This is a genomic window from Halomonas alkaliantarctica (assembly GCF_029854215.1).
Taxonomy (GTDB): Bacteria; Pseudomonadota; Gammaproteobacteria; order Pseudomonadales; family Halomonadaceae; genus Vreelandella; species Vreelandella alkaliantarctica_A.
The window spans coordinates 1,554,338-1,573,621 of the sequence record NZ_CP122961.1; the positions used below are offsets into that span (position 1 = coordinate 1,554,338).

The following is a 19,284-nucleotide window of genomic DNA, read 5'->3' on the forward strand; positions in this document are numbered from 1 at the left end:
CTTACCTGATGGAACCGCGCATGGCTGATACCCGCCCTTGGGCGATTTTTTTAATGGGCCCGACGGCTGCCGGGAAAACCGATACGGCGATGGCGCTGCATGAACGCCTGGGACATGAGCTCATCAGCGTTGACTCGGCGATGGTGTATCGCGGTATGGATATTGGCAGCGCCAAACCCAGCGCGGCTGAGCTAGCTCGTGCGCCCCACCACTTGATCGATATCCACGACCCCGCTGAGCCCTATTCGGCCGCCGATTTTCGTGTAGATGCACTTTCGCTTATGCGACAAATCAGCGCGGCGGGGAGGGTTCCGCTCTTGGTCGGCGGTACCATGCTTTATTACAAGCGATTGATTGAGGGCGTGGCTAATATGCCTTCCTCCAATCCCGTCATTCGCCAGCAGCTCGAAGCGCAGTGGCAAGCCGAAGGGCTTTCGTCGTTGCATAAACGATTGGCAGAGGTGGATGCGGTATCCGCGCAGCGTATTCATCCTAATGATCCTCAACGCCTGATGCGTGCGCTAGAAGTGTACTACGCCAGTGGGCGGCCAATGAGTGAGCTGTGGGCGGAGCAGCAGCCGGAAACCTTTCCCTGGCGTGTGTTGTCGATAGGTTTGGCGCCAAGTGATCGCAGCTTGCTGCATCGACGCATTGCCCAGCGTTTCGAAGTAATGTTGGGTGAGGGCTTGATAAATGAAGTCGCCGCCCTCAAAAAGCGTAATGACTTGCATTTAGGCCTTCCTGCGATGAAGAGTGTGGGTTATCGCCAAGTGTGGGAGTACCTAGAAGGCGATTACGATTATGCCTATCTCGTTGAGCGAGGCGTGATAGCTACTCGTCAGCTAGCCAAGCGTCAATTAACCTGGTTAAGAAGCTGGCCAGAGCTTAATTGGGTGGATTCACAGCGTTCAGATGCGCTGGATCAGGTGCTGAAACTCGTGCGTGAAAGCGGTGCTTAGCGTAAGATAGTCCTCTAAGATAGTAATTTAGCAAGTGTATGTTTTCGATTGGCCGAGTGATTGAGCCTTTCGACTACCACTAGGCTCTTCGGGCATCACTTGGCCTTTCGGGCAGTAGATAATAGTGCGGCGTAGCACCAGTAGGGCACGCCATTTGATAATTAACCCCAACGACAGTTTTAGGGAGATCAACATGTCCAAAGGGCAGTCCCTTCAAGACCCGTACTTGAACATTCTGCGCAAGGAGCGCATTCCGGTCTCTATCTTTTTGGTCAATGGCATTAAGCTGCAGGGCCAGATCGAATCGTTTGACCAGTTTGTTATCCTGCTACGCAATACCGTCAGTCAGATGGTTTATAAACACGCTATTTCTACGGTTGTTCCATCTCGTAACGTACGCTTGCCTGCGCAAGATCCGGCAGACCAGGATGCGGAGATTTAACACCGCTGGATAAGCAAGAGAGTCCACGAGGTATTGATTGTTTTTCGAACGCCCAGACGCCGGTGAAACGGCAGTTCTTGTTCACGTCGATTTTCATGATGAACAAAAACGTGAAGACCCGGGTGAGTTTTTAGAGCTCGTACGCTCTGCTGGTGCAGAGCCTGCGACTCTACTCACTGCTAGCCGCCACCGTCCTGACTCACGCACCTTTATTGGGTCAGGTAAGTTGGAAGAGTTGCGAGCACTGCTCGCGGCTCATTCGGCAGAATTGGTGATCTTCAACCATAGCTTAAGTCCCTCTCAAGAGCGCAATGTTGAGCAAGAACTCAAGTGTCGAGTGCTTGACCGTACGGGTTTGATTCTCGATATCTTTGCGCAACGGGCAAGAACCCATGAGGGTAAGCTGCAGGTAGAGCTTGCTCAACTTGAATATATGTCGACTCGCCTTGTGCGTGGTTGGACACACCTAGAGCGGCAAAAAGGTGGGATTGGCCTGCGCGGCCCTGGTGAGACGCAGCTTGAGACTGACCGTCGCCTGCTGCGTGGGCGGATTAAATCGATTCACAAGCGGCTTGATAAAGTACGCAGTCAGCGCGATCAGAATCGACGTGCACGTGCCCGTGCTGAAATTCATAGCGTGTCGCTGGTGGGTTACACTAACGCCGGTAAGTCAACGTTGTTTAACGCTTTGACCAATTCCGAGGTGTATGCAGCTGACCAGTTGTTTGCAACACTTGACCCCACGCTGCGACGGCTTGAGATTGAAGATGTAGGCCCCGTCGTAATGGCCGATACGGTGGGCTTTATTCGCCACTTGCCGCACAAATTAGTTGAGGCATTTCAAGCGACGCTTCAAGAAGCATCAGAAGCGTCGCTGCTGGTACATGTGATTGATGCAGCAGACCCTGACCGTGAGTTAAACGTTGAGCAGGTGGAACTGGTGCTCAAAGAGATTGGTGCGGATGGCGTACCGGTACTCAAAGTCATGAATAAAATTGATAAGCTTGATAGTGCCCCGCGTATAGAGCGCGATGGCCACGGAGTGCCCGAAGTTGTTTGGCTCTCGGCTCAGCAGGGGCAGGGCCTTGAGCTGCTCCATGAAGCGCTTACCGAGCGTTTAGCCAACGATGTCATTGGCTTTTCGCTGACACTGACTCCCGAGCAAGGTAAGCTGCGCGCAGGTCTTCATGAGCTGAATGCTGTTCGTGAGGAATCCTTTGATGAACAGGGGCATTCAGTGCTTGATGTGCGTTTGCCACGGCGTGATTTTAATCAGTTGATGGCACAACTGGGCGAGCGAGCCAACACCTATTTACCTGAAGCGTTGCGTGAACTCGATGAGTGGTAGGCGGCGTATTACCCATTTTAGAACGCTATATGTATTCTGTTTTGTATAAAAATGGTACAAGGTTGATAGAGCAATAATATCAAAACGCGGTGGTGTTTATGAAAATGATGTCACTAGCGTTAGCGAACACCTTAGTGGAGAAGAAGTATGGCCTGGAATGAGCCTGGTGGTGGCAACCAGCACGACCCTTGGAGCAGTGGCGGCCGACGCGGTGGAAACGACGGCGATGGAAACCGTGGCAGTAATAATGGCGGCGGCAACAACGGCAATAAAGGGGGCAACAACCAAGGTCCGCCTGACTTGGATGAAGCGCTGAAAAAGTTTCAGGACAAGCTCAACAGCATGTTGGGTGGCGGCAAAAAAGGCGGCGGCAAGAAAACGGGTGGTGGTAGTGATAAAAACCGCAACCCCTTTGCGCTGCCAGGCTTGCTGGTTGTCGTTGCACTGGCGATCTGGGCCGCTATGGGTTTCTACTTAGTAGACCAATCCGAGCGTGGTGTTGTTCTCCGCTTTGGTGAATACCAAGACACCGTCAATCCTGGTCTTCAGTGGAATCCGCCGTTGATCGACGATGTGCGTATGGTTAACGTGACCCGCGTGCGCTCGCTGTCGCAGACACAGTCGATGCTGACTCGTGACGAAAACATTGTCGAAGTGGAAATTTCTGCCCAGTACCAAGTGGCTAATCCACGCGACTTCGTACTCAACGTCCGTGATCCGGCTATCTCGATTGAGAATGCGCTTGATTCAGCACTACGTCACGTAGTGGGTGGTACCGATATGATTGATATCCTTACCTCAGGTCGTGAAATTCTGGGTAGCTCGGTCGCCAGTCGTCTGCAGTCCTATCTCGACAATTATGGTGCCGGTATCCGTCTACAGACCATTAACATTGAGTCCACTTCGGCGCCTGAGCCAGTGATTGACGCCTTCGATGACGTTATCCGTGCCCGTGAAGATCGCCAGCGTACGATCAACCAGGGTATTGCTTACGCCAACGCGATTATTCCCGAAGCGCAAGGTCAAGCGCAGCGTATTGTTGAGCAAGGGCAGGGTTACCGTGAATCGGTCGTCGCTGAAGCGCAAGGTCAAGCCAACCGCTTTAACTCGCTATTGACCGAGTACACAAATGCACCAGACATCATGCGCGAGCGTATGTACCTAGACACAATGGAAGATGTGCTGGGTAACTCGCCGAAGGTGTTGCTGGATGTGAGCGAAAATGCTCCGTTGATGTACCTGCCGCTGGATCAAATGAGAGGCAGGAGTGGCAATCAAGGTCGCTCATCATCAAGTGATAGCAGCGATGAGCAGTTAGACCCTAACGTGCTTGAGCGTTTACGCAACACTCAGGGCAGCTCTAGCTCTTCATCAAATACGAATAGTAGCTCCATCCGCAGGGAGGGCCGGTAAATGATTAATAATCGATCCCTGCTGATTGTTGGTGGTCTGGCTGCCGTTGCGTGGCTGGCGAGCAACACTCTGTACGTGGTAGACGAAACCGAACGCGCCGTTAAGCTGCGTTTTGGTGAGGTCATCGAAGAGAATATTCAGCCTGGCTTGCACGCAAAAGTGCCGATCGCGCAAACAATCAGGAAGTTTGATACGCGCTTGCTGACGCTGGACACTGATACTAGCCGTTACCTGACGCTCGAGCAGAAAGCGGTTATCGTCGACTCCTACGTTAAGTGGCAGGTGGTCAACCCTACCCGCTACTACGAGGCAACGGCCGGTGATGAGCTGATGGCTATTCGCCTGATTCAGCCGCGGGTGGATGAGAGCCTGCGTAATGAATTTGGCCGCTTGAACCTTCAGGAAATTATCGCCGAGAGGCGTGATGACCTGATGACTGGGCCGACGGAAGAGCTCGACGAGATAATGCGCGAAGAGCTTGGTGTAGCCATACGTGATATCCGTATTAAGCGCATCGACTTGCCGGAAGATGTTTCGGCGGCAGTGTTTGAGCGGATGCGTTCCGAGCGTGAGCGTGAAGCCCGCGAATGGCGTGCGCAGGGTCAGGAAGAGGCCGAGCGTATTCGTGCCAATGCGGATCGCCGTCGCCAGGTACTGCTTGCCCAGGCCAATGAGCGTTCAGAGACACTGCGCGGTGAAGGTGATGCCCAGGCCGCTGCGATTTTCTCTGAAGCGTATGGCCAGGATCAGGAGTTCTTCTCTTTCTGGCGGAGTCTTGAAGCTTACCGTGAAAGCTTTTCCGACGATGGCAACCTGATGGTGCTGGAGCCGAATAGCGATTTCTTCCGCTATTTGCGCAACGCTGAACCAGAAAGCGGTGAAGACAACGGCGGTTAAGCCGCTGTCGTGCGGGGTTCACCCGGCCAATAAACGTGATAGAATTTATTAACCGGGCGTCGCCCGGTTTTTTTGTGGCCCTTATTCTTCAAGTTCAAGGCGATTATTGTCGATGACCTTAGGTTGTTACTGTTTGAATTTGTTGGGCCTTCATCGTCTTGCAGGATTGTTCACATGACCATCGCTGACCGCTGGCTGCTGCCCGACGGCATGGATGAGGTGCTTCCGCCTCAGGCAAGCCGCATGGAAGAGCTGCGCCGTGCGCTGCTCGATCTTTACCACTGCTGGGGCTATGACCAGGTCATGCCGCCACCAGTGGAATTTTTGGACTCCCTGTTAACCGGCACCGGCACGGATCTTGATCTTCAAACCTTCAAGCTGACCGATCAGTTAACGGGACGCATGATGGGCGCCTCGGCAGACGTTACGCCGCAAGTGGCGCGCATGGATGCCCACTCGCTAAAGCGTCAGGGGCCTGTACGTCTTTGCTACTGCACTAACGTATTGCGTGCTAATGCAGACCAGCATCAGGGTGGCCGTAGCCCGGTGCAGGTGGGCGCTGAGTTGTTTGGCCATGCAGGGCTTGAAGCGGACAGTGAAATTATTCACTTGGCCCTGGCCAGCATGAAAGCTGCGGGTGCAGAGGAGATTCACCTGGCGTTAGGGCATATCGGTATCTATCGAAGCCTTGCCGAAGCTGCGGCGCTCAGCGACGAGCAAGAGCGTGCGCTATTTGAGGCATTAGCGCTAAAATCACCCAGTCAACTGGCGCAGCTTGTAGACGCCAGCGTCAGCGACCCTGCATTGGCGGACATGCTGTTAGCCCTGGGAGAGTTGCACGGTGGGGCGGATATTTTACGCCAGGCGCGGGAGCGCTTTGCCGGCGCACCAGCATCTGTCATGGCGGCACTGGATCAATTGGACGCTCTTTATCAAGGGGTGTTGGCGCGCTTTGATGTGTCGCTCTACTTTGACTTGGCGGAGCTGCGCGGCTATCAGTATCACACGGGCATGATGTTTGCTGCTTATGTACCTGGCTATGGGCATGCGCTGGCTAAAGGCGGGCGTTATGATGATACGGGGCGGGCCTTTGGCCGTGCGCGTCCGGCCACCGGCTTCTCGATGGATCTGAAGCAGCTGGCGTCGCTGGCGCTGGCATCCCCGAGTCGTGGGGCTATTTGGTCGCCCGCTGCGCAGGATGAGTCGCTCAACGCTGCCATTGTCGCGCTGCGTGAGCAGGGGGAACGCGTGATTCAAGCGCTGCCAGGGCAGCGTACTGGGCCGGCGGAGCATGACTGTGACCGCCGTCTTGAGCTTATCGATGGTCGTTGGCAGCCAACGGCCCTGACACAAGAGACGAGTGCATCATAATGGGTAAGAATGTCGTAGTGCTGGGCACCCAATGGGGTGACGAGGGCAAGGGTAAAATCGTTGACCTGCTCACCGAATCAGCATCCGCCGTGGTGCGTTTTCAAGGCGGTCATAACGCGGGCCATACGCTGGTCATTGACGGTGAAAAGACGGTTCTCCACCTAATTCCTTCCGGCGTTTTGCGTCCAGGCAAAACCTGCGTGATTGGAAATGGTGTGGTGCTTTCACCTGAAGCGCTGATCAAAGAGATCCGTGAGCTGGAAGCCAAAGGTGTGCCGGTACGCGAACGCCTGCGCCTGTCGCCTGCCTGCCCGCTGATTTTGCCTTACCATGTGCGTCTGGATCAGGCTCGTGAAAAGGCCCGTGGCATTGCCAAAATTGGCACCACTGGTCGGGGCATCGGTCCTGCCTATGAAGACAAGGTCGCCCGTCGCGGCCTACGCTTGGGCGATATGCTGCATCGCGAACGTTTTGCTTCCAAGCTGGGCGAAGTGCTCGACTACCACAACTTCGTACTGGTGAATTACCACGGCGAACCGGCGGTCGACTTCCAGGAAGTACTGGACACGGCGATGCAGATGGCCGAAGAACTGCGTCCCATGGTGTGCGATACCGTCAGCATGGTGCACGACCTGCGTAAAGCCGGTGAGAACATCCTATTTGAAGGTGCTCAAGGCTCGCTGCTGGATATCGACCACGGTACCTACCCTTATGTGACCAGTTCGAACACCACCGCAGGCGGCACGGCCACTGGTTCTGGCGTCGGACCGCTCTATTTAGACTACGTGCTGGGCATTACCAAAGCGTATACTACTCGCGTTGGTTCAGGCCCGTTCCCCACTGAGCTATTCGATGTTGATGGTCGCCACCTGGCCGAGCGTGGCCACGAGTTTGGTGCTACCACTGGCCGTGCCCGCCGCTGTGGCTGGTTTGACGCCGTGGCGCTGCGTCACGCCGTGCAGATCAACTCGGTCTCCGGTATCTGCCTGACCAAGCTGGACGTACTGGATGGGCTGGAAAATATCCGCGTCTGTGTTGGTTATCGTAGTAAAGATGGCGATGTGCTGGAAACTCCCGTAGATTCAGAAGGCTATGAAGCGGTCGAGCCGCTTTATGAAGATCTGCCTGGCTGGAAAGAGTCGACCTTGGGCGCTAAAAAGGTAGAGGATTTACCCGCCAATGCTCGCGCTTATATCAGCTACCTTGAAGAGCAGGTAGGTACTAGCATTGATATTATCTCCACCGGCCCTGATCGCATGGAAACCATCGTGCTGCGTAACCCATTTGATGGCTAAGCACGCTTTAAGCTGACCATTGGTTATCAGACGAGCAAAAGGGGCAACTTAGTTGCCCCTTTTGCTATTTAAAAGTCGATACCGCGGCGTGCCTGTAGGCCGTTATTGAAGGCATGACGCACTTCCTGCATCTCGGTCACCGTATCGGCCATGGCGACGAGCTCGCGGTGGGCATTACGGCCGGTAATAATCACCGTTTGTTCTTGAGGGCGATTCTCCAGCGCTCGTTTAACGGCATCGATCTCCAAGTAGCCAAACTTGAGCATATAGGTGATTTCGTCAAGCACTACCAGATAGGTCTCTGGATCCGCGAGCATGCGTTCAGCTTCTTTCCATACTGCGTGGCAGGCGTCGGTATCCGCTTGGCGATTTTGGGTATCCCAGGTGAAGCCAGTGGCCATTATCGCGACCTCTAGATTGGCATCCTCTTCCAAGCGATTGCGTTCACCGCACTCCCACAGTCCCTTAATGAACTGCACTACGCCTACCTTATAGCCATAACCCAAGGCGCGGGTGACCGTGCCCCAGGCGGCCGTCGTTTTGCCTTTGCCGTTACCGGTATTAATAATGATTAGGCCGCGCTGCTCGTTGGCACCGGCGACTTTCTCCTCTACGCGCGCTTTAAGCTTCTCCATGGAGGCTTTGTGGCGGGTGTCGCGGTCACTCATAGTATCTCCTGGGTAAAAAAGAGTAGGCTGAACAATCGTCAATTTTATAAACCGCTAGCCTAAGCTATCCGCAGTGGGTTGAACATCACCATAGATCTACTTAAAGACAGTTTTTGTACAAATATTTTCCAGCTGTTGTGAATATTTGTCTTAATAATGCCCCCTTAAAACCAACAATAAGCAACAGAATTGGCCCCTAGGGTGCTGGCTGCTCTAGAATAGGTGGTCATGTCTTGTCAGGAATTACATCATGCCCTCATTTGATATTGTCTCAGAGTTCGATAAGCACGAAGGTGCGAACGCCGTTGATCAGGCCAACCGAGAGGTACAGTCGCGGTTTGATTTTAAAGGCGTCGATGCAAGCTTCACCCTAGAAGGCGACAAAGTGCAGCTTGAAGCGGAAGTAGACTTCCAGCTCAAGCAGATGCTCGATGTGCTGCGTGCCCGTCTCATCGCCCGGGGTATCGATGCCCGCTGTATGGATGTGCAAGACCCGGTGCTCTCCGGCGTTAAAGCGCGCCAGGAAGTTGCCCTCAAGGAGGGGCTCGATGCGGCGGAAGCCAAAGATGTGGTCAAGCGTATAAAGGCCAGCAAGCTCAAAGTGCAGGCGCAAATCCAGGGTGAGAAAGTACGTGTCACGGGTAAAAAGCGCGACGATTTACAAGCTGTTATGGCTTTGCTACGCGGCGAAGAGGGGCCGGACTTGCCGCTCCAGTTCGATAACTTCCGCGACTAAGCGGTGATATTGAACATTCCTAATTATGTAATATTCGTTTTATACAGGAGTCACGCACTATGTCTGATCCGCAGCCGGTTTATTTAAGCGACTACCAGCCGCCCGCCTACCGGGTAACTCATACCGAGCTGACGTTTGATCTTGACCCCGCCGCGACACGTGTGAAGGCGCGACTGTTGATGGAGCGACATCCAGAGGCCGACGCGAATGCACCGCTCGTTCTAAATGGCGAGCACCTAAAGCTTATCTCCCTGGCGATTGATGCAACGCCGCTGGATGCTTCTGCTTATGAACTAGATGAAGAAAACCTGCGCATTGCCCAGGTGCCCGGGCGGTTTGTATTGGAGAGCGAGGTGGAGATCGCCCCGCAGGAAAATACGGCGTTAGAAGGGCTGTACCAATCCAACGGCATGTACTGCACCCAATGCGAGGCTGAAGGTTTTCGGCGGATTACCTTTTACCCCGACCGTCCGGACGTCATGGCGACTTTTAAGGTAACGGTGATCGGCAATCAGCAGCACGAACCGATTTTACTCGCTAACGGTAACCCGATAGAGCGCGGCGAACTGGAAGGCGATCGTCATTTTGTCACCTGGGAAGATCCGCACCCCAAGCCTTGTTACTTGTTTGCCCTGGTGGCAGGCAACCTGCATAGCGTAGAGGAACACTTCACCACCATGAACGGGCGTGATGTCACGCTGCAGATTTGGGTCGAAAAAGAGAACCTGGATAAGACCGAGCATGCCATGGCCTCGTTAAAGCGTGCCATGGCGTGGGACGAGCAGGCATACGGTCGCGAGTACGATCTGGATCTGTTTATGATTGTGGCCGTCAATGACTTCAATATGGGGGCGATGGAAAACAAAGGCCTCAATATCTTTAACTCCGCCGCGGTATTGACCCACCCCCAAACGGCCACCGATGCAGCGTTCCAAAACGTCGAAGGTATTGTTGCCCACGAATACTTCCACAACTGGTCGGGCAATCGCGTCACCTGCCGCGACTGGTTCCAGCTCTCTCTAAAAGAGGGCTTTACGGTTTTTCGTGATCAGTGCTTTTCAGCGGATACCAACTCTGCGCCGGTTAAGCGCATTCAGGATGTCTCTTTTTTCCGCACGGCCCAGTTTGCCGAAGATGCTGGTCCTACGGCGCATCCGATTCGTCCCGACCACTTTATTGAAATTACCAACTTCTACACCCTGACGATTTATGAAAAGGGCGCGGAAGTCGTACGCATGTTGCGTAATTTAGTGGGGGAGGAGAATTTCCGGCGCGGTTCAGACCTTTACTTTGAGCGTTTCGACGGTCAAGCGGTGACCATTGAAGACTTTGTCGGCTGTATGTCGGAAGCCTCCGGTGAAGACTTCAGCCAATTTATGCGCTGGTACTCCCAGGCGGGAACGCCGGATATTGACGCCCATGGCGAGTATGATTATGTGCAGGCCGAGTACCACCTAACGCTGCGTCAGCGCACCCCTGCGACGCCAGGCCAGCCGGATAAGCTACCGCTGCATATACCGGTGCGGATGGGCTTAGTGGGAACCAAGTCGGGCCAAGACCTCACTCTGACGCTCAATGGCGAGAAACAAGGTAAAGATACGGTTATTCACCTGCGTGACGATGAACAAACGTTTGTGTTTACCGATGTCGCTGAAGCACCGGTACCCTCTTTGCTACGCGAATTTTCCGCGCCGGTGAAGCTGCATTACCCCTATTCACGGGAAGAACTCGCCTTTTTGCTAACCCACGACAGCGATGGCTTCAACCGCTGGGATGCGGGCCAGCGCTTGGCGCTTTTAGCCTTGGATGACTTAATTGCCGCCCACCGAAATGGCGTCGAGAAGGTCATGGACAGTCGCGTCGTAGATGCCTTCAAATCACTGCTGAACAGTCCAATGAGCGATAAGGCGGTATTGGCTGAGATGCTGACGCTGCCCTCAGAAGCCTATATCGCCGAGCAGCAGCCCATCGTAGATGTTGATGCCATTCACGCAGCGCGCGAATTTGTGCGCCAGTCATTAGCCGTGGCGCTGCGCGATGAATTTATCGCCATTTATGATGCCAATGTGACGGAGGAGGCGTACGCGCCCACACCGGAGCAAATAGCTCAGCGTAGCCTGAAAAACGTCGCGCTCGCTTATCTTATGTCGATTGAAGATGAGCAGGGCCTGGCGCTGTGTGAAGCACAATTTGCTGCCGACCATAATATGACCGATGTGCGTCAAGCTTTGACTCTGCTGGTGCACAGTGATCGTGACGACTTGGCCTCACCAGCACTCAAAGCCTTCGGTGAAAAGTGGGCACATGACCCGCTTGTGATGGATCAATGGTTCACCGTTCAGGTATCGCGTCCCCAGCCAGATGTGCTTGAGCGTGTGAAGTATCTGATGCAGCATCCCGCCTTTTCACTTAAAAATCCCAACAGAGTCCGTGCGCTGGTGGGGGCCTTCGCTCAGAACCGAGTCAATTTCCACCGTTTGGATGGCCAAGGCTACCAACTGCTCGCCGATGTGGTCATTGAACTTAATCGGCTTAACCCAGAGATTGCTGCACGACTTATCACTCCGCTGACACGCTGGCAGCGCTTTGATGAAACGCGCCAAGCACTTATGCGGTCTGAGCTTGAGCGGATTAAGCAACAGCCGCTATCTTCAAATGTGTACGAGGTGGTCGAGAAAGCACTGGCATAAGCTTTTAGCGCAGTCGTGAACACGCAGTTAAACCAAGGAAAGGAATAACAACAGTGGCAGACTCACAGCAACACTATTTACTGATTATCAATGGTAAATCCGCCGGTAATCCGGCATTGCGTGAAGCAGTCAATGAACAACGTCAGGCAGGGATGCTGATTACTGTCCGCGCTACCTGGGAAGGTGGCGACGCTGAGGATATTGCAGAGCAGTCTCACGCCATGGGCATGACTCACGTGATTGCCTGTGGTGGTGATGGCACTGTCAGCGAAGTAATGAACGGATTGATGCGTTTGCCCCATGATCGACGTCCTGCGTTGGGCATTGTGCCGTTAGGCAGTGCCAATGACTTTGCAACCTCCGTCGGTTTACCGTTGGAGCCAGGCGCCGCTTTGGCCGCTGCAAGGGAATTAAGTGCCTATCCAATTGATGTTGTACGCGTGACAGCAAGCTCAGGGGGTGAATCGGCCACCAGCTACTATATCAACATGACCACCGGTGGGTTTGGCGCTGAAGTGACGTCATCGACACCAAAAACCTTAAAGCGGTTGCTCGGGGGCGGGGCCTACTCACTAATGGGGGCGCTAAAAGCTTGGCGCCACCGTTGCTATCGCGGCACGCTACATTGGGACGAAAAAGAGGAGAGCGCCTCGCTACTGCTCCTGGCGCTGGGAAATGGCCGTCAATCAGGCGGCGGCCAAGTGCTGGCGCCGCGTGCCAAATTGGATGATGGCCGTTTGGACGTGTTGCTGGTGAAAGACTTTCGGTCGGTAACAGAGTTGACCAAACTCATCAGTGAGCTGCAAAACTTTCCCTTTGACGGGCGGTTCGTGCGCTATTTCACCACTACCCAACTGACAGTGACCACTCAAGCGAATGATTCACCTTGGCCACTCACGCTAGATGGCGAGGCTCGCTACTATGATCAGTTCTGTGCAGAAGTGGTGCCACTCGCGCTGCGTGTATTACTACCAGAGGCGTGTCCGTTGCTCTCCTCGAACAATCGACCTTAACCCTCTTGGCTAAGCTTTTTAACGTTATAAAGGAGAAGAACCCAATGGCAAATCGCGTGTGGATACCCGCACTCGCCGCTGTGGCACTGCTGCTTAGTGCCTGCGGTGACTCCCAGGAAGATACCACCGTGACACCCGATGATAATTCTGCGGTGACGGATGAAGCAACGACTCGTGATGAGGGGGCAGGGGAGGCACAGGCACCGTCCGCTGCTGAAAGCGATACAGGTATGTCTAGTCCCGAAGCAGTAGAGGATGACGACACTCAGTCTAATGGTAGCGCTGGGGCTGGAGAAGGTGACGAGGTTGAGGCTGGTGAAGACACCCTGGCGGCTGATCCTGAGGATGCGCTTGATGAAGAGAGCGCAATGCCGGGTGAAGCCACACGCTCTGATGTGGATGAGATTATTGCTGAAACTGAGCGCCGTTTCGAAGAGGCCGAGAAACGTTTAGAGGAGCAGTTTCAGGAGGTAGAGCAGCAGGCGCCGACCTTAGAGCCGATGGAGAGCGATGGTGCCTCGCCTAGCTGGGACACCGAGAGTAGTCTGCCAGAGCGGACGCCTTTGCAAGATGATCGCGAGGCGTCTGATGTTGATGCTTTGATTGAAGACACCGAACGCCGTTTTGAAGAAGCACAGCAACGTCTTGAAGAGCAGTTTCAGGAGTTGGAAAGTCGAGAGGCCGAGAGTGGAGCGGTAGTTGAGTCGTCAAGCGAGCTTGATAGCACTGAAGATACCCAGGAATCCGACACTACCAATGAGTCTCAGAGTGAGAGGTAATCGCTGCAGTGATTTTTCGATAGGCAATAAAAAAGGCCCGCTGTTGCGGGCCTTTGTCCATCCGTTAGCAATTAAGCTGGGCGGATGTTGGAAGCCTGAAGGCCTTTTTTACCCTGAGTCACTTCAAAGCTGACTTTTTGACCGTCTTGCAGGGTCTTGAAGCCTTCAGCTTGAATTTCGGAGAAGTGGGCGAACAGATCGTCTCCGCCGTCATCAGGAGAGATGAAGCCGAAGCCTTTAGTGTCGTTGAACCACTTAACAGTGCCAGTTGCCATTTTCTATTTCCTTAACGTGCTTAGTAATCACGGGCAACTCAATTGTCCACCCGCTACAATTACTCTAGATGTAAACACGGCTGTCGTCCAGCGACATTCCTAAGATTTTTTACTTGGTTGCGAGCAAGCACATATGATGCAGTTAGGTTTAATAGATACACAGTTTATTTCCTTCCTGGTGGCGATCACGCTGCTAACGATTAGCCCCGGCGTTGACACGCTGCTGGTGATTCGCAATACGGCGCGCGGTGGTATCCGCGATGGCATTACCACGAGTGTGGCTATCTGCTGCGGCTTGTTTGTGCATGCCACGATTTCTGCGTTGGGTATTTCATTGATCCTGCTGCAATCGTCCTGGGCGTTTCATATGCTGAAACTGGTGGGGGCGGGCTATCTAATTTGGCTGGGCATTACCAGCTTGTTAGCAGCACGGCGAGGACAGCCACTGCCGGTTAATGGGGTAATGGAAGGCGTGCCTGCCGTTTCGCGTTGGCAGCCGGTTAAAGAGGGTTTTTTGTCCAATGTGTTGAATCCCAAAACCGTGGTGTTCTATATGGCCTTTTTGCCCCAATTCATCGCCCCTGGGGACCCTGCGCTACTGAAGTCGCTATGGCTGGCGGGGGTGCACTTTATCATCGCCAATATTTGGCAAATCAGCGTGGTTATGATGGTGGGAAGTGCCGGTAAGTGGTTGGCTAACGCACGTTTTGCGCAAGTTTTAAATGCCGCTACGGGCAGTGTATTGGTGGTGTTTGGGATTCGACTGGCATTAACACAGCGCCCGGTATAAACCGGGCGCTGGTAATATGGTAAGGAGAAGAAGGGGTTAGCGGCGGGCGAGCAGGGCTCGGTCGTAGCGTACCTGCTGCTCGTTATCGTTAAGCAGTGAAACGCCTTCGCTACTGCCGCCGTTGGCGAGACTCTCAAAAATCACTCGATAGCTAAGCACTGCCTGCACGTAGTCGCGGGTTTCGCGAAATGGGATGCTCTCCACAAAGAGATCAAAGGCCTCTACGCCATCGCCCAGCCACTGATCGACGCGACCTGGGCCAGCATTATAAGCCGCAGCGGCGGCCAGCCGATTACCCTGGTAGCGTTGCAGCTTGTCGCGTAGGTAGGTGCTGCCCAGGCGAATATTGAGCTCTGGGTCGAGGACTCCGTAAGGGCCAGGATCACTAATGCCTAGCTCGCGGCTGACTTGGCTGGCGGTGCCAGGCATGAGCTGCATCAATCCACGCGCCCCTGCGGGCGAAAGAGCGTTAGGGTTGTATGCACTTTCACGCCGGGTAATGGCCATCAATAAGTATGGATCTACGCCGGTGAGACGGCCCCAGTGCTGAAAGCTGTCGTGGTAGGCCTGGGGGAAACGCCAATCCAGGGCGTCCCACATTTCAGCGGCAATGGTGGTTTGCACCAGGCGTGCATGCCACTGCTGCTGAGCGGCATAGTCGGCTAGCGCTCGTGCCTGTTGCGGAGAACCGCTCTGCACTGCGTGTAGCCACTCGCTGTTGGCGAGGCCATCTTCCCCAATGCGTAGCAATGCCTCGGTGCGCTGGACGGCGGGGAGTTGGGCAATACGTTGACGCGACATTTCGTCAAAATGATTGCGCTCAAGATTCAACTGATAGGGTTGGCCGAGCTTTTCTGCTGCCGCAAAGCCGTAAAAGCTGCGGTCCTGTGCAGCCTGCTGGTAGCGGGCTTCGGCGGCCGCCTGATAGCCAAGCTGCCCATTGGCGCGGCCCAGCCAATATTGCCAGCGGCTATTTTCCTGCTGACTTGCAGGCATTCCCGCAATCCAGTGGATCACCCCGTTCCAGTCCCGGTTGGCCAGTGCATGGCGGACACGCAACTCTAGGACACGCTCACTCTCAAGGGTGGGTAGTACGCTATCTACCCAGCTAAGCGTGCCTGGGACATCGCGCACCAGGGTATAAAACGCCAGTTCTTCCTCAATGGCTGCACGGTCACTGGGCAGCAGGTTTAAACGCGGCGAGAGCGTCTGCCAAGCGGCGAGCGCTGCCGGGGTGTCTTCGCGGGTAAAGCGCTGCATGGCGGCCCGGTAGAAGCTTGCCGTGGCAGCACACTCCGGCCCTAGGCAGGTGGGCGCCTGGGTAATGGCGCTACTGCGGGCGGTAACACTATCCACAGTGTCTAGAGCTGTTTGCCACTGGCCGCCTAATAGCCCGCCAAGATAGCTCGATAGCCGCGTTTCTCCCGCCTGCCAGGCGAGCATTTTACGCTCCCAAATAGCCGTGGCATCGATAGTGCCGTTGGCCCGCAGGCGTTCAAATAGCGGGTCGCAAGCGTTGGGCTGCGAGCTGCCTACACGCCATAAATCTAATCCTGCCTCGCTTGCCAGCTGGGGTTGAGTCGCGAGCAGTGCCGTGTAGTAATAGCACTGGCGAGCGGTGCCTGCTGGCTCGCCATCGGCCACCGCGAGCAGGTCGTTATAGCGCCCTGCGTGACCATACTTTGCAATCGCTTGACCACGCAGCCACCCGGCTAGGGGGGAGTCTGCGTGCTGGTCGATAAATTGATGTACCCGGTTAGGGGAAACGTTAGGTAATTGCCCCCTTAAACGGTGGTATTCCACGTAGCCGCGCAGCGGATGGTTTTCAATTGAGCGTTCATCAACCTGGGACCACTGCTGCTCCCTTGCGGCAGCTAGCGCATCGCGTAATTCACTATCGGATGCGGCCCACGAAAGCGCAGGCAATCCCGCCAGTAGTGCTGTACACAGCACACGGGCAGTATGGCGAAATGGCGAAACCAACATGGTGCTCTCTCTCTATAAATCGATGTCACTTAGTCTGGGGTCACGTCAGCCCATTTAGTTTGCGGGGTACCCGCTATACTGAACGAATAGTCGCAATCATGATCTGACAACCCAGATACTCAAAGGATTTAATCTTAATGGCTCCATTATCCACTTGGTGGTTGCTGCGTCGACTCAAATCCCGCGTTTGGGCGACAAAACGTATTGTGCGCGCTTTAAAGTTATTTATCCCTATGACGCGTGATGTGATTCGTGGCGACTTTCGGCCTATTCCCTGGTCGGCCTTCGGCATGATGGCGTTAGCGCTGGGCTATTTGGTAATGCCATTCGACCTGATTCCCGATTTTTTGATGCTAATCGGCGTGGTGGATGACGTGCTGATTGTCGGCTGGCTACTTAATCGTATCGATCAGCGCCTGGAAGGCTATCGGGCCTGGAAATATCCCGATCCTGATATGACACCTTCTTGACCCTCGCAGCTTGTTACCCCCAGTGGCTTGTTGACCAAGGTTGCTTGAAAAATCGCTGCCTATCCCCATATCTATCTCACGAAACCATTTTATTCCGCTGCATGTAAACGCAGAGGGATGTGACTCAACGTGATTGAATAAGGGCTAAGCGCATGACTACAGCTACCCACGAACAAGCAACTGATAAATCGGCTAACCACGAAGAAACGCTCGGTTTCCAGACGGAAGTTAAGCAACTGCTTAATTTGATGATTCACTCCCTGTACTCCAACCGGGAGATCTTCTTACGGGAGCTTATCTCAAACGCTGCCGACGCCTGCGATAAGCTACGCTACGCAGCCCTAGATAACGATGCGCTCTACGAAGGCGATAGCGAGCTACGTATTGAAATCGAACACGACCGCGATGCCAACACTATCACCCTACGTGATAACGGTGTTGGCATGAACCGCGAAGACGTGATCGCCAACTTGGGTACCATCGCCCGCTCCGGCACCGCCGAGTTTCTTAAACAGCTTTCCGGTGAGCAGCAGAAAGACGCCAATCTGATCGGTCAGTTTGGCGTTGGTTTCTACTCGGGCTTTATCGTTGCTGATGAAATTTCGGTGCGCACCCGCAAAGCGGGCACGGATGCTGCCGAAGGCGTTGAGTGGCGCTCAAAAGGCGAAGGCGAATTTACCGTTGCCGATATCGAACGTGCTCAGCACGGTACGGAAATCACGCTGCATCTGAAAGAGGACGCCAAAGAGTTTGCCGACGACTATCGCCTGCAGGGCTTGGTTCGTAAATACTCGGATCATATCGAAGTGCCCGTGCGCATGCCGAAGACTGAAACGGCCAAGGACGATGAGGGCAACAGCATCGAAGGTAGTGAAGTGACTACCTGGGAAACCGTTAACGAGGCGACGGCGCTATGGTCGCGTCCCAAGAGTGAGGTTTCCGACGACGAGTACAAGGCGTTCTACAAGCACGTTTCTCACGATTTCTCTGACCCACTGACCTGGAGTCACAACAAGGTCGAAGGCAAGCTTGAGTACACCAGCCTGCTCTATGTGCCGGGCCGCGCGCCGTTTGATATGTTTGACCGCGACGGCGCCCGGGGCGTTAAGCTCTATGTGCAGCGCGTCTTCATTATGGACGACGCTGAACAGTTCCTGCCGCTCTACCTGCGCTTTATCAAAGGCGTGCTGGATACCCGAGAGCTGTCGCTAAACGTATCCCGCGAACTGCTCCAGCAAGATCCCAACGTCGATAAGATCAAAGCAGCGCTCACCAAGCGCGGTTTGGACATGCTGAAAAAGCTCGCCAAGGATAAAGAGCAGTATCAAACCTTCTGGAATACTTTCGGCAGCGTATTGAAAGAAGGGCCGGGTGAAGATCCGTCTAACCGTGAAAAAATCGCTGGCTTGCTGCGCTTTGCCTCAACCCACACCGATACCGCTACCCAAGAGCACGCGCTTGCGGACTACGTAGAGCGTATGAAAGAGGGTCAGCAGAAGATTTACTACGTGGTGGCTGATAGCTTCAATGCGGCCAAGAACAGCCCGCATCTGGAGATCTTCCGCAAAAAAGGCATCGAAGTTCTGCTGCTGTCTGACCGTATCGATGACTGGCTGATGAGCCACCTGACTGAGTTCGATGGTAAAACCTTTGCCGATGTGGCCAAGGGTGAGCTTGATCTTGGCGATGTGGAAGACGAAGCAGAGAAGAAAGCTCAGGAAGAGACTGCTAAATCTAAAGAGGATCTGGTTAAGCGCGTTAAAGAGGCGCTGGGCGATGGGGTTCAAGAAGTAAAAGTGACCCACCGTCTCACTGATTCACCGGCCTGCGTCGTGCTTCCTGAACATGAGATGGGCTACCAGATGCGCCGCATTATGGAAGCTGCCGGTCAGCCGCTGCCCGAGGTGAAGCCGATTCTTGAGCTTAACCCAAGCCATGCGCTGGTAGCACGCTTGGAAGGTGCTGAGGGCGATCTCTTTACCCAGCTAGCTTATATCCTGTTGGATCAAGCTATCATCGCAGAGGGTGGCCACTTGGATGATCCGGCTGCCTACGTGAAGCGTCTGAATAGTGTACTGACTGCTTAACAGGATACGCTACGTTAATGACGGCCCGCTTGGTTACCCCAGCGGGCCGTCTGTTTTGGTAGAGT

The 19,284-nt window shown here is 54.3% G+C and carries 17 protein-coding genes; 14 read left to right on the plus strand and 3 right to left on the minus strand.

Annotated features, from left to right (window positions below; genetic code table 11):
* Positions 1 to 20: 20 nt before the first annotated feature.
* The 7 genes from miaA (at position 21) to QEN58_RS07015 (ending at position 7,725) form a co-directional block, all read left to right on the plus strand.
* On the plus strand, positions 21 to 959 hold the full coding sequence (gene miaA / locus QEN58_RS06985) for a tRNA (adenosine(37)-N6)-dimethylallyltransferase MiaA (RefSeq protein WP_280106402.1): 939 nt from the start codon (positions 21 to 23) through the stop codon (positions 957 to 959).
* 193 nt (positions 960 to 1,152) lie between these two features.
* Entirely contained in the window at positions 1,153 to 1,401 is a 249-nt protein-coding gene (gene hfq, locus QEN58_RS06990) for an RNA chaperone Hfq (protein ID WP_280106403.1), read from the plus strand.
* Positions 1,402 to 1,438: 37 nt separating this feature from the next.
* A complete protein-coding gene (hflX, locus tag QEN58_RS06995; RefSeq protein ID WP_280106404.1) occupies positions 1,439 to 2,749 on the plus strand; it encodes a ribosome rescue GTPase HflX in 1,311 nt (436 codons plus the stop codon).
* A 147-nt stretch (positions 2,750 to 2,896) separates the two neighbouring features.
* Positions 2,897 to 4,162, plus strand: a complete 1,266-nt coding sequence (gene hflK, locus QEN58_RS07000; RefSeq protein WP_280106405.1) for an FtsH protease activity modulator HflK — start codon at positions 2,897 to 2,899, stop codon at positions 4,160 to 4,162.
* Positions 4,163 to 5,059, plus strand: a complete 897-nt coding sequence (gene hflC / locus QEN58_RS07005) for a protease modulator HflC (protein ID WP_280106406.1) — start codon at positions 4,163 to 4,165, stop codon at positions 5,057 to 5,059.
* A 174-nt stretch (positions 5,060 to 5,233) separates the two neighbouring features.
* Complete coding sequence (locus tag QEN58_RS07010; protein ID WP_280106407.1) at positions 5,234 to 6,430, plus strand: ATP phosphoribosyltransferase regulatory subunit; 1,197 nt, start codon at positions 5,234 to 5,236, stop codon at positions 6,428 to 6,430.
* A complete protein-coding gene (locus QEN58_RS07015) occupies positions 6,430 to 7,725 on the plus strand; it encodes an adenylosuccinate synthase (protein ID WP_280106408.1) in 1,296 nt (431 codons plus the stop codon). Before QEN58_RS07010 ends, QEN58_RS07015 begins: the two co-directional genes overlap by 1 nt.
* Before the next feature lie 68 nt (positions 7,726 to 7,793).
* On the opposite strand, the gene cobO is transcribed toward QEN58_RS07015, so the two are convergent.
* Positions 7,794 to 8,393, minus strand: coding sequence for a cob(I)yrinic acid a,c-diamide adenosyltransferase (cobO, locus tag QEN58_RS07020; RefSeq protein ID WP_280106409.1), 600 nt, complete (start codon positions 8,391 to 8,393; stop codon positions 7,794 to 7,796).
* 250 nt (positions 8,394 to 8,643) lie between these two features.
* Here cobO and QEN58_RS07025 point away from each other — a divergent pair, with 250 nt between their 5' ends.
* The 4 genes from QEN58_RS07025 to QEN58_RS07040 are packed head-to-tail and all read left to right on the plus strand — an operon-like array spanning position 8,644 to position 13,611.
* Positions 8,644 to 9,129 carry a YajQ family cyclic di-GMP-binding protein gene (locus tag QEN58_RS07025; RefSeq protein ID WP_007114656.1) on the plus strand — a complete coding sequence of 162 codons (486 nt, stop codon included), beginning with the start codon at positions 8,644 to 8,646 and terminating at the stop codon, positions 9,127 to 9,129.
* A gap of 59 nt (positions 9,130 to 9,188) precedes the next feature.
* Entirely contained in the window at positions 9,189 to 11,819 is a 2,631-nt protein-coding gene (pepN, locus tag QEN58_RS07030; protein WP_280106410.1) for an aminopeptidase N, read from the plus strand.
* Between the two features lie 53 nt (positions 11,820 to 11,872).
* On the plus strand, positions 11,873 to 12,832 hold the full coding sequence (gene yegS, locus QEN58_RS07035; RefSeq protein WP_280106411.1) for a lipid kinase YegS: 960 nt from the start codon (positions 11,873 to 11,875) through the stop codon (positions 12,830 to 12,832).
* Between the two features lie 44 nt (positions 12,833 to 12,876).
* The gene (locus QEN58_RS07040) at positions 12,877 to 13,611 is read left to right on the plus strand and encodes a hypothetical protein (RefSeq protein ID WP_280106412.1); all 735 of its coding nucleotides are present in this window, start codon (positions 12,877 to 12,879) and stop codon (positions 13,609 to 13,611) included.
* Between the two features lie 71 nt (positions 13,612 to 13,682).
* Here the strand turns inward: QEN58_RS07040 and QEN58_RS07045 are convergent, their stop codons facing one another.
* Positions 13,683 to 13,886, minus strand: coding sequence for a cold-shock protein (locus QEN58_RS07045; protein WP_007114660.1), 204 nt, complete (start codon positions 13,884 to 13,886; stop codon positions 13,683 to 13,685).
* A 133-nt stretch (positions 13,887 to 14,019) separates the two neighbouring features.
* On the opposite strand from QEN58_RS07045, the gene QEN58_RS07050 reads away from it, so the two are divergent.
* A complete protein-coding gene (locus QEN58_RS07050) occupies positions 14,020 to 14,676 on the plus strand; it encodes a LysE family translocator (protein ID WP_280106413.1) in 657 nt (218 codons plus the stop codon).
* A 36-nt stretch (positions 14,677 to 14,712) separates the two neighbouring features.
* Here QEN58_RS07050 and QEN58_RS07055 read toward each other — a convergent pair whose 3' ends face one another.
* On the minus strand, positions 14,713 to 16,662 hold the full coding sequence (locus QEN58_RS07055) for a transglycosylase SLT domain-containing protein (RefSeq protein WP_280106414.1): 1,950 nt from the start codon (positions 16,660 to 16,662) through the stop codon (positions 14,713 to 14,715).
* Between the two features lie 137 nt (positions 16,663 to 16,799).
* Here QEN58_RS07055 and QEN58_RS07060 point away from each other — a divergent pair, with 137 nt between their 5' ends.
* Together QEN58_RS07060 and htpG are read left to right on the plus strand one after the other, a co-directional pair.
* Positions 16,800 to 17,132: a YkvA family protein gene (locus QEN58_RS07060; protein WP_280106415.1), complete on the plus strand. Its 333-nt coding sequence runs from the start codon at positions 16,800 to 16,802 to the stop codon at positions 17,130 to 17,132.
* 152 nt (positions 17,133 to 17,284) lie between these two features.
* Entirely contained in the window at positions 17,285 to 19,219 is a 1,935-nt protein-coding gene (gene htpG / locus QEN58_RS07065; RefSeq protein WP_280106416.1) for a molecular chaperone HtpG, read from the plus strand.
* Positions 19,220 to 19,284 lie beyond the last annotated feature (65 nt).

What these genes read in the sequence shown, in the direction of transcription:
- miaA (WP_280106402.1), top strand. Translation starts at nt 21, where the DNA reads ATGGCTGATACCCGCCCTTGGGCGATTTTTTTAATGGGCCCGACGGCT.
- hfq (WP_280106403.1), top strand. Translation starts at nt 1,153, where the DNA reads ATGTCCAAAGGGCAGTCCCTTCAAGACCCGTACTTGAACATTCTGCGC.
- hflK (WP_280106405.1), top strand. Translation starts at nt 2,897, where the DNA reads ATGGCCTGGAATGAGCCTGGTGGTGGCAACCAGCACGACCCTTGGAGC.
- hflC (WP_280106406.1), top strand. Translation starts at nt 4,163, where the DNA reads ATGATTAATAATCGATCCCTGCTGATTGTTGGTGGTCTGGCTGCCGTT.
- QEN58_RS07010 (WP_280106407.1), top strand. Translation starts at nt 5,234, where the DNA reads ATGACCATCGCTGACCGCTGGCTGCTGCCCGACGGCATGGATGAGGTG.
- QEN58_RS07015 (WP_280106408.1), top strand. Translation starts at nt 6,430, where the DNA reads ATGGGTAAGAATGTCGTAGTGCTGGGCACCCAATGGGGTGACGAGGGC.
- cobO (WP_280106409.1), bottom strand. Translation starts at nt 8,393, where the DNA reads ATGAGTGACCGCGACACCCGCCACAAAGCCTCCATGGAGAAGCTTAAA.
- QEN58_RS07025 (WP_007114656.1), top strand. Translation starts at nt 8,644, where the DNA reads ATGCCCTCATTTGATATTGTCTCAGAGTTCGATAAGCACGAAGGTGCG.
- pepN (WP_280106410.1), top strand. Translation starts at nt 9,189, where the DNA reads ATGTCTGATCCGCAGCCGGTTTATTTAAGCGACTACCAGCCGCCCGCC.
- QEN58_RS07040 (WP_280106412.1), top strand. Translation starts at nt 12,877, where the DNA reads ATGGCAAATCGCGTGTGGATACCCGCACTCGCCGCTGTGGCACTGCTG.
- QEN58_RS07045 (WP_007114660.1), bottom strand. Translation starts at nt 13,886, where the DNA reads ATGGCAACTGGCACTGTTAAGTGGTTCAACGACACTAAAGGCTTCGGC.
- QEN58_RS07050 (WP_280106413.1), top strand. Translation starts at nt 14,020, where the DNA reads ATGATGCAGTTAGGTTTAATAGATACACAGTTTATTTCCTTCCTGGTG.
- QEN58_RS07055 (WP_280106414.1), bottom strand. Translation starts at nt 16,662, where the DNA reads ATGTTGGTTTCGCCATTTCGCCATACTGCCCGTGTGCTGTGTACAGCA.
- QEN58_RS07060 (WP_280106415.1), top strand. Translation starts at nt 16,800, where the DNA reads ATGGCTCCATTATCCACTTGGTGGTTGCTGCGTCGACTCAAATCCCGC.
- htpG (WP_280106416.1), top strand. Translation starts at nt 17,285, where the DNA reads ATGACTACAGCTACCCACGAACAAGCAACTGATAAATCGGCTAACCAC.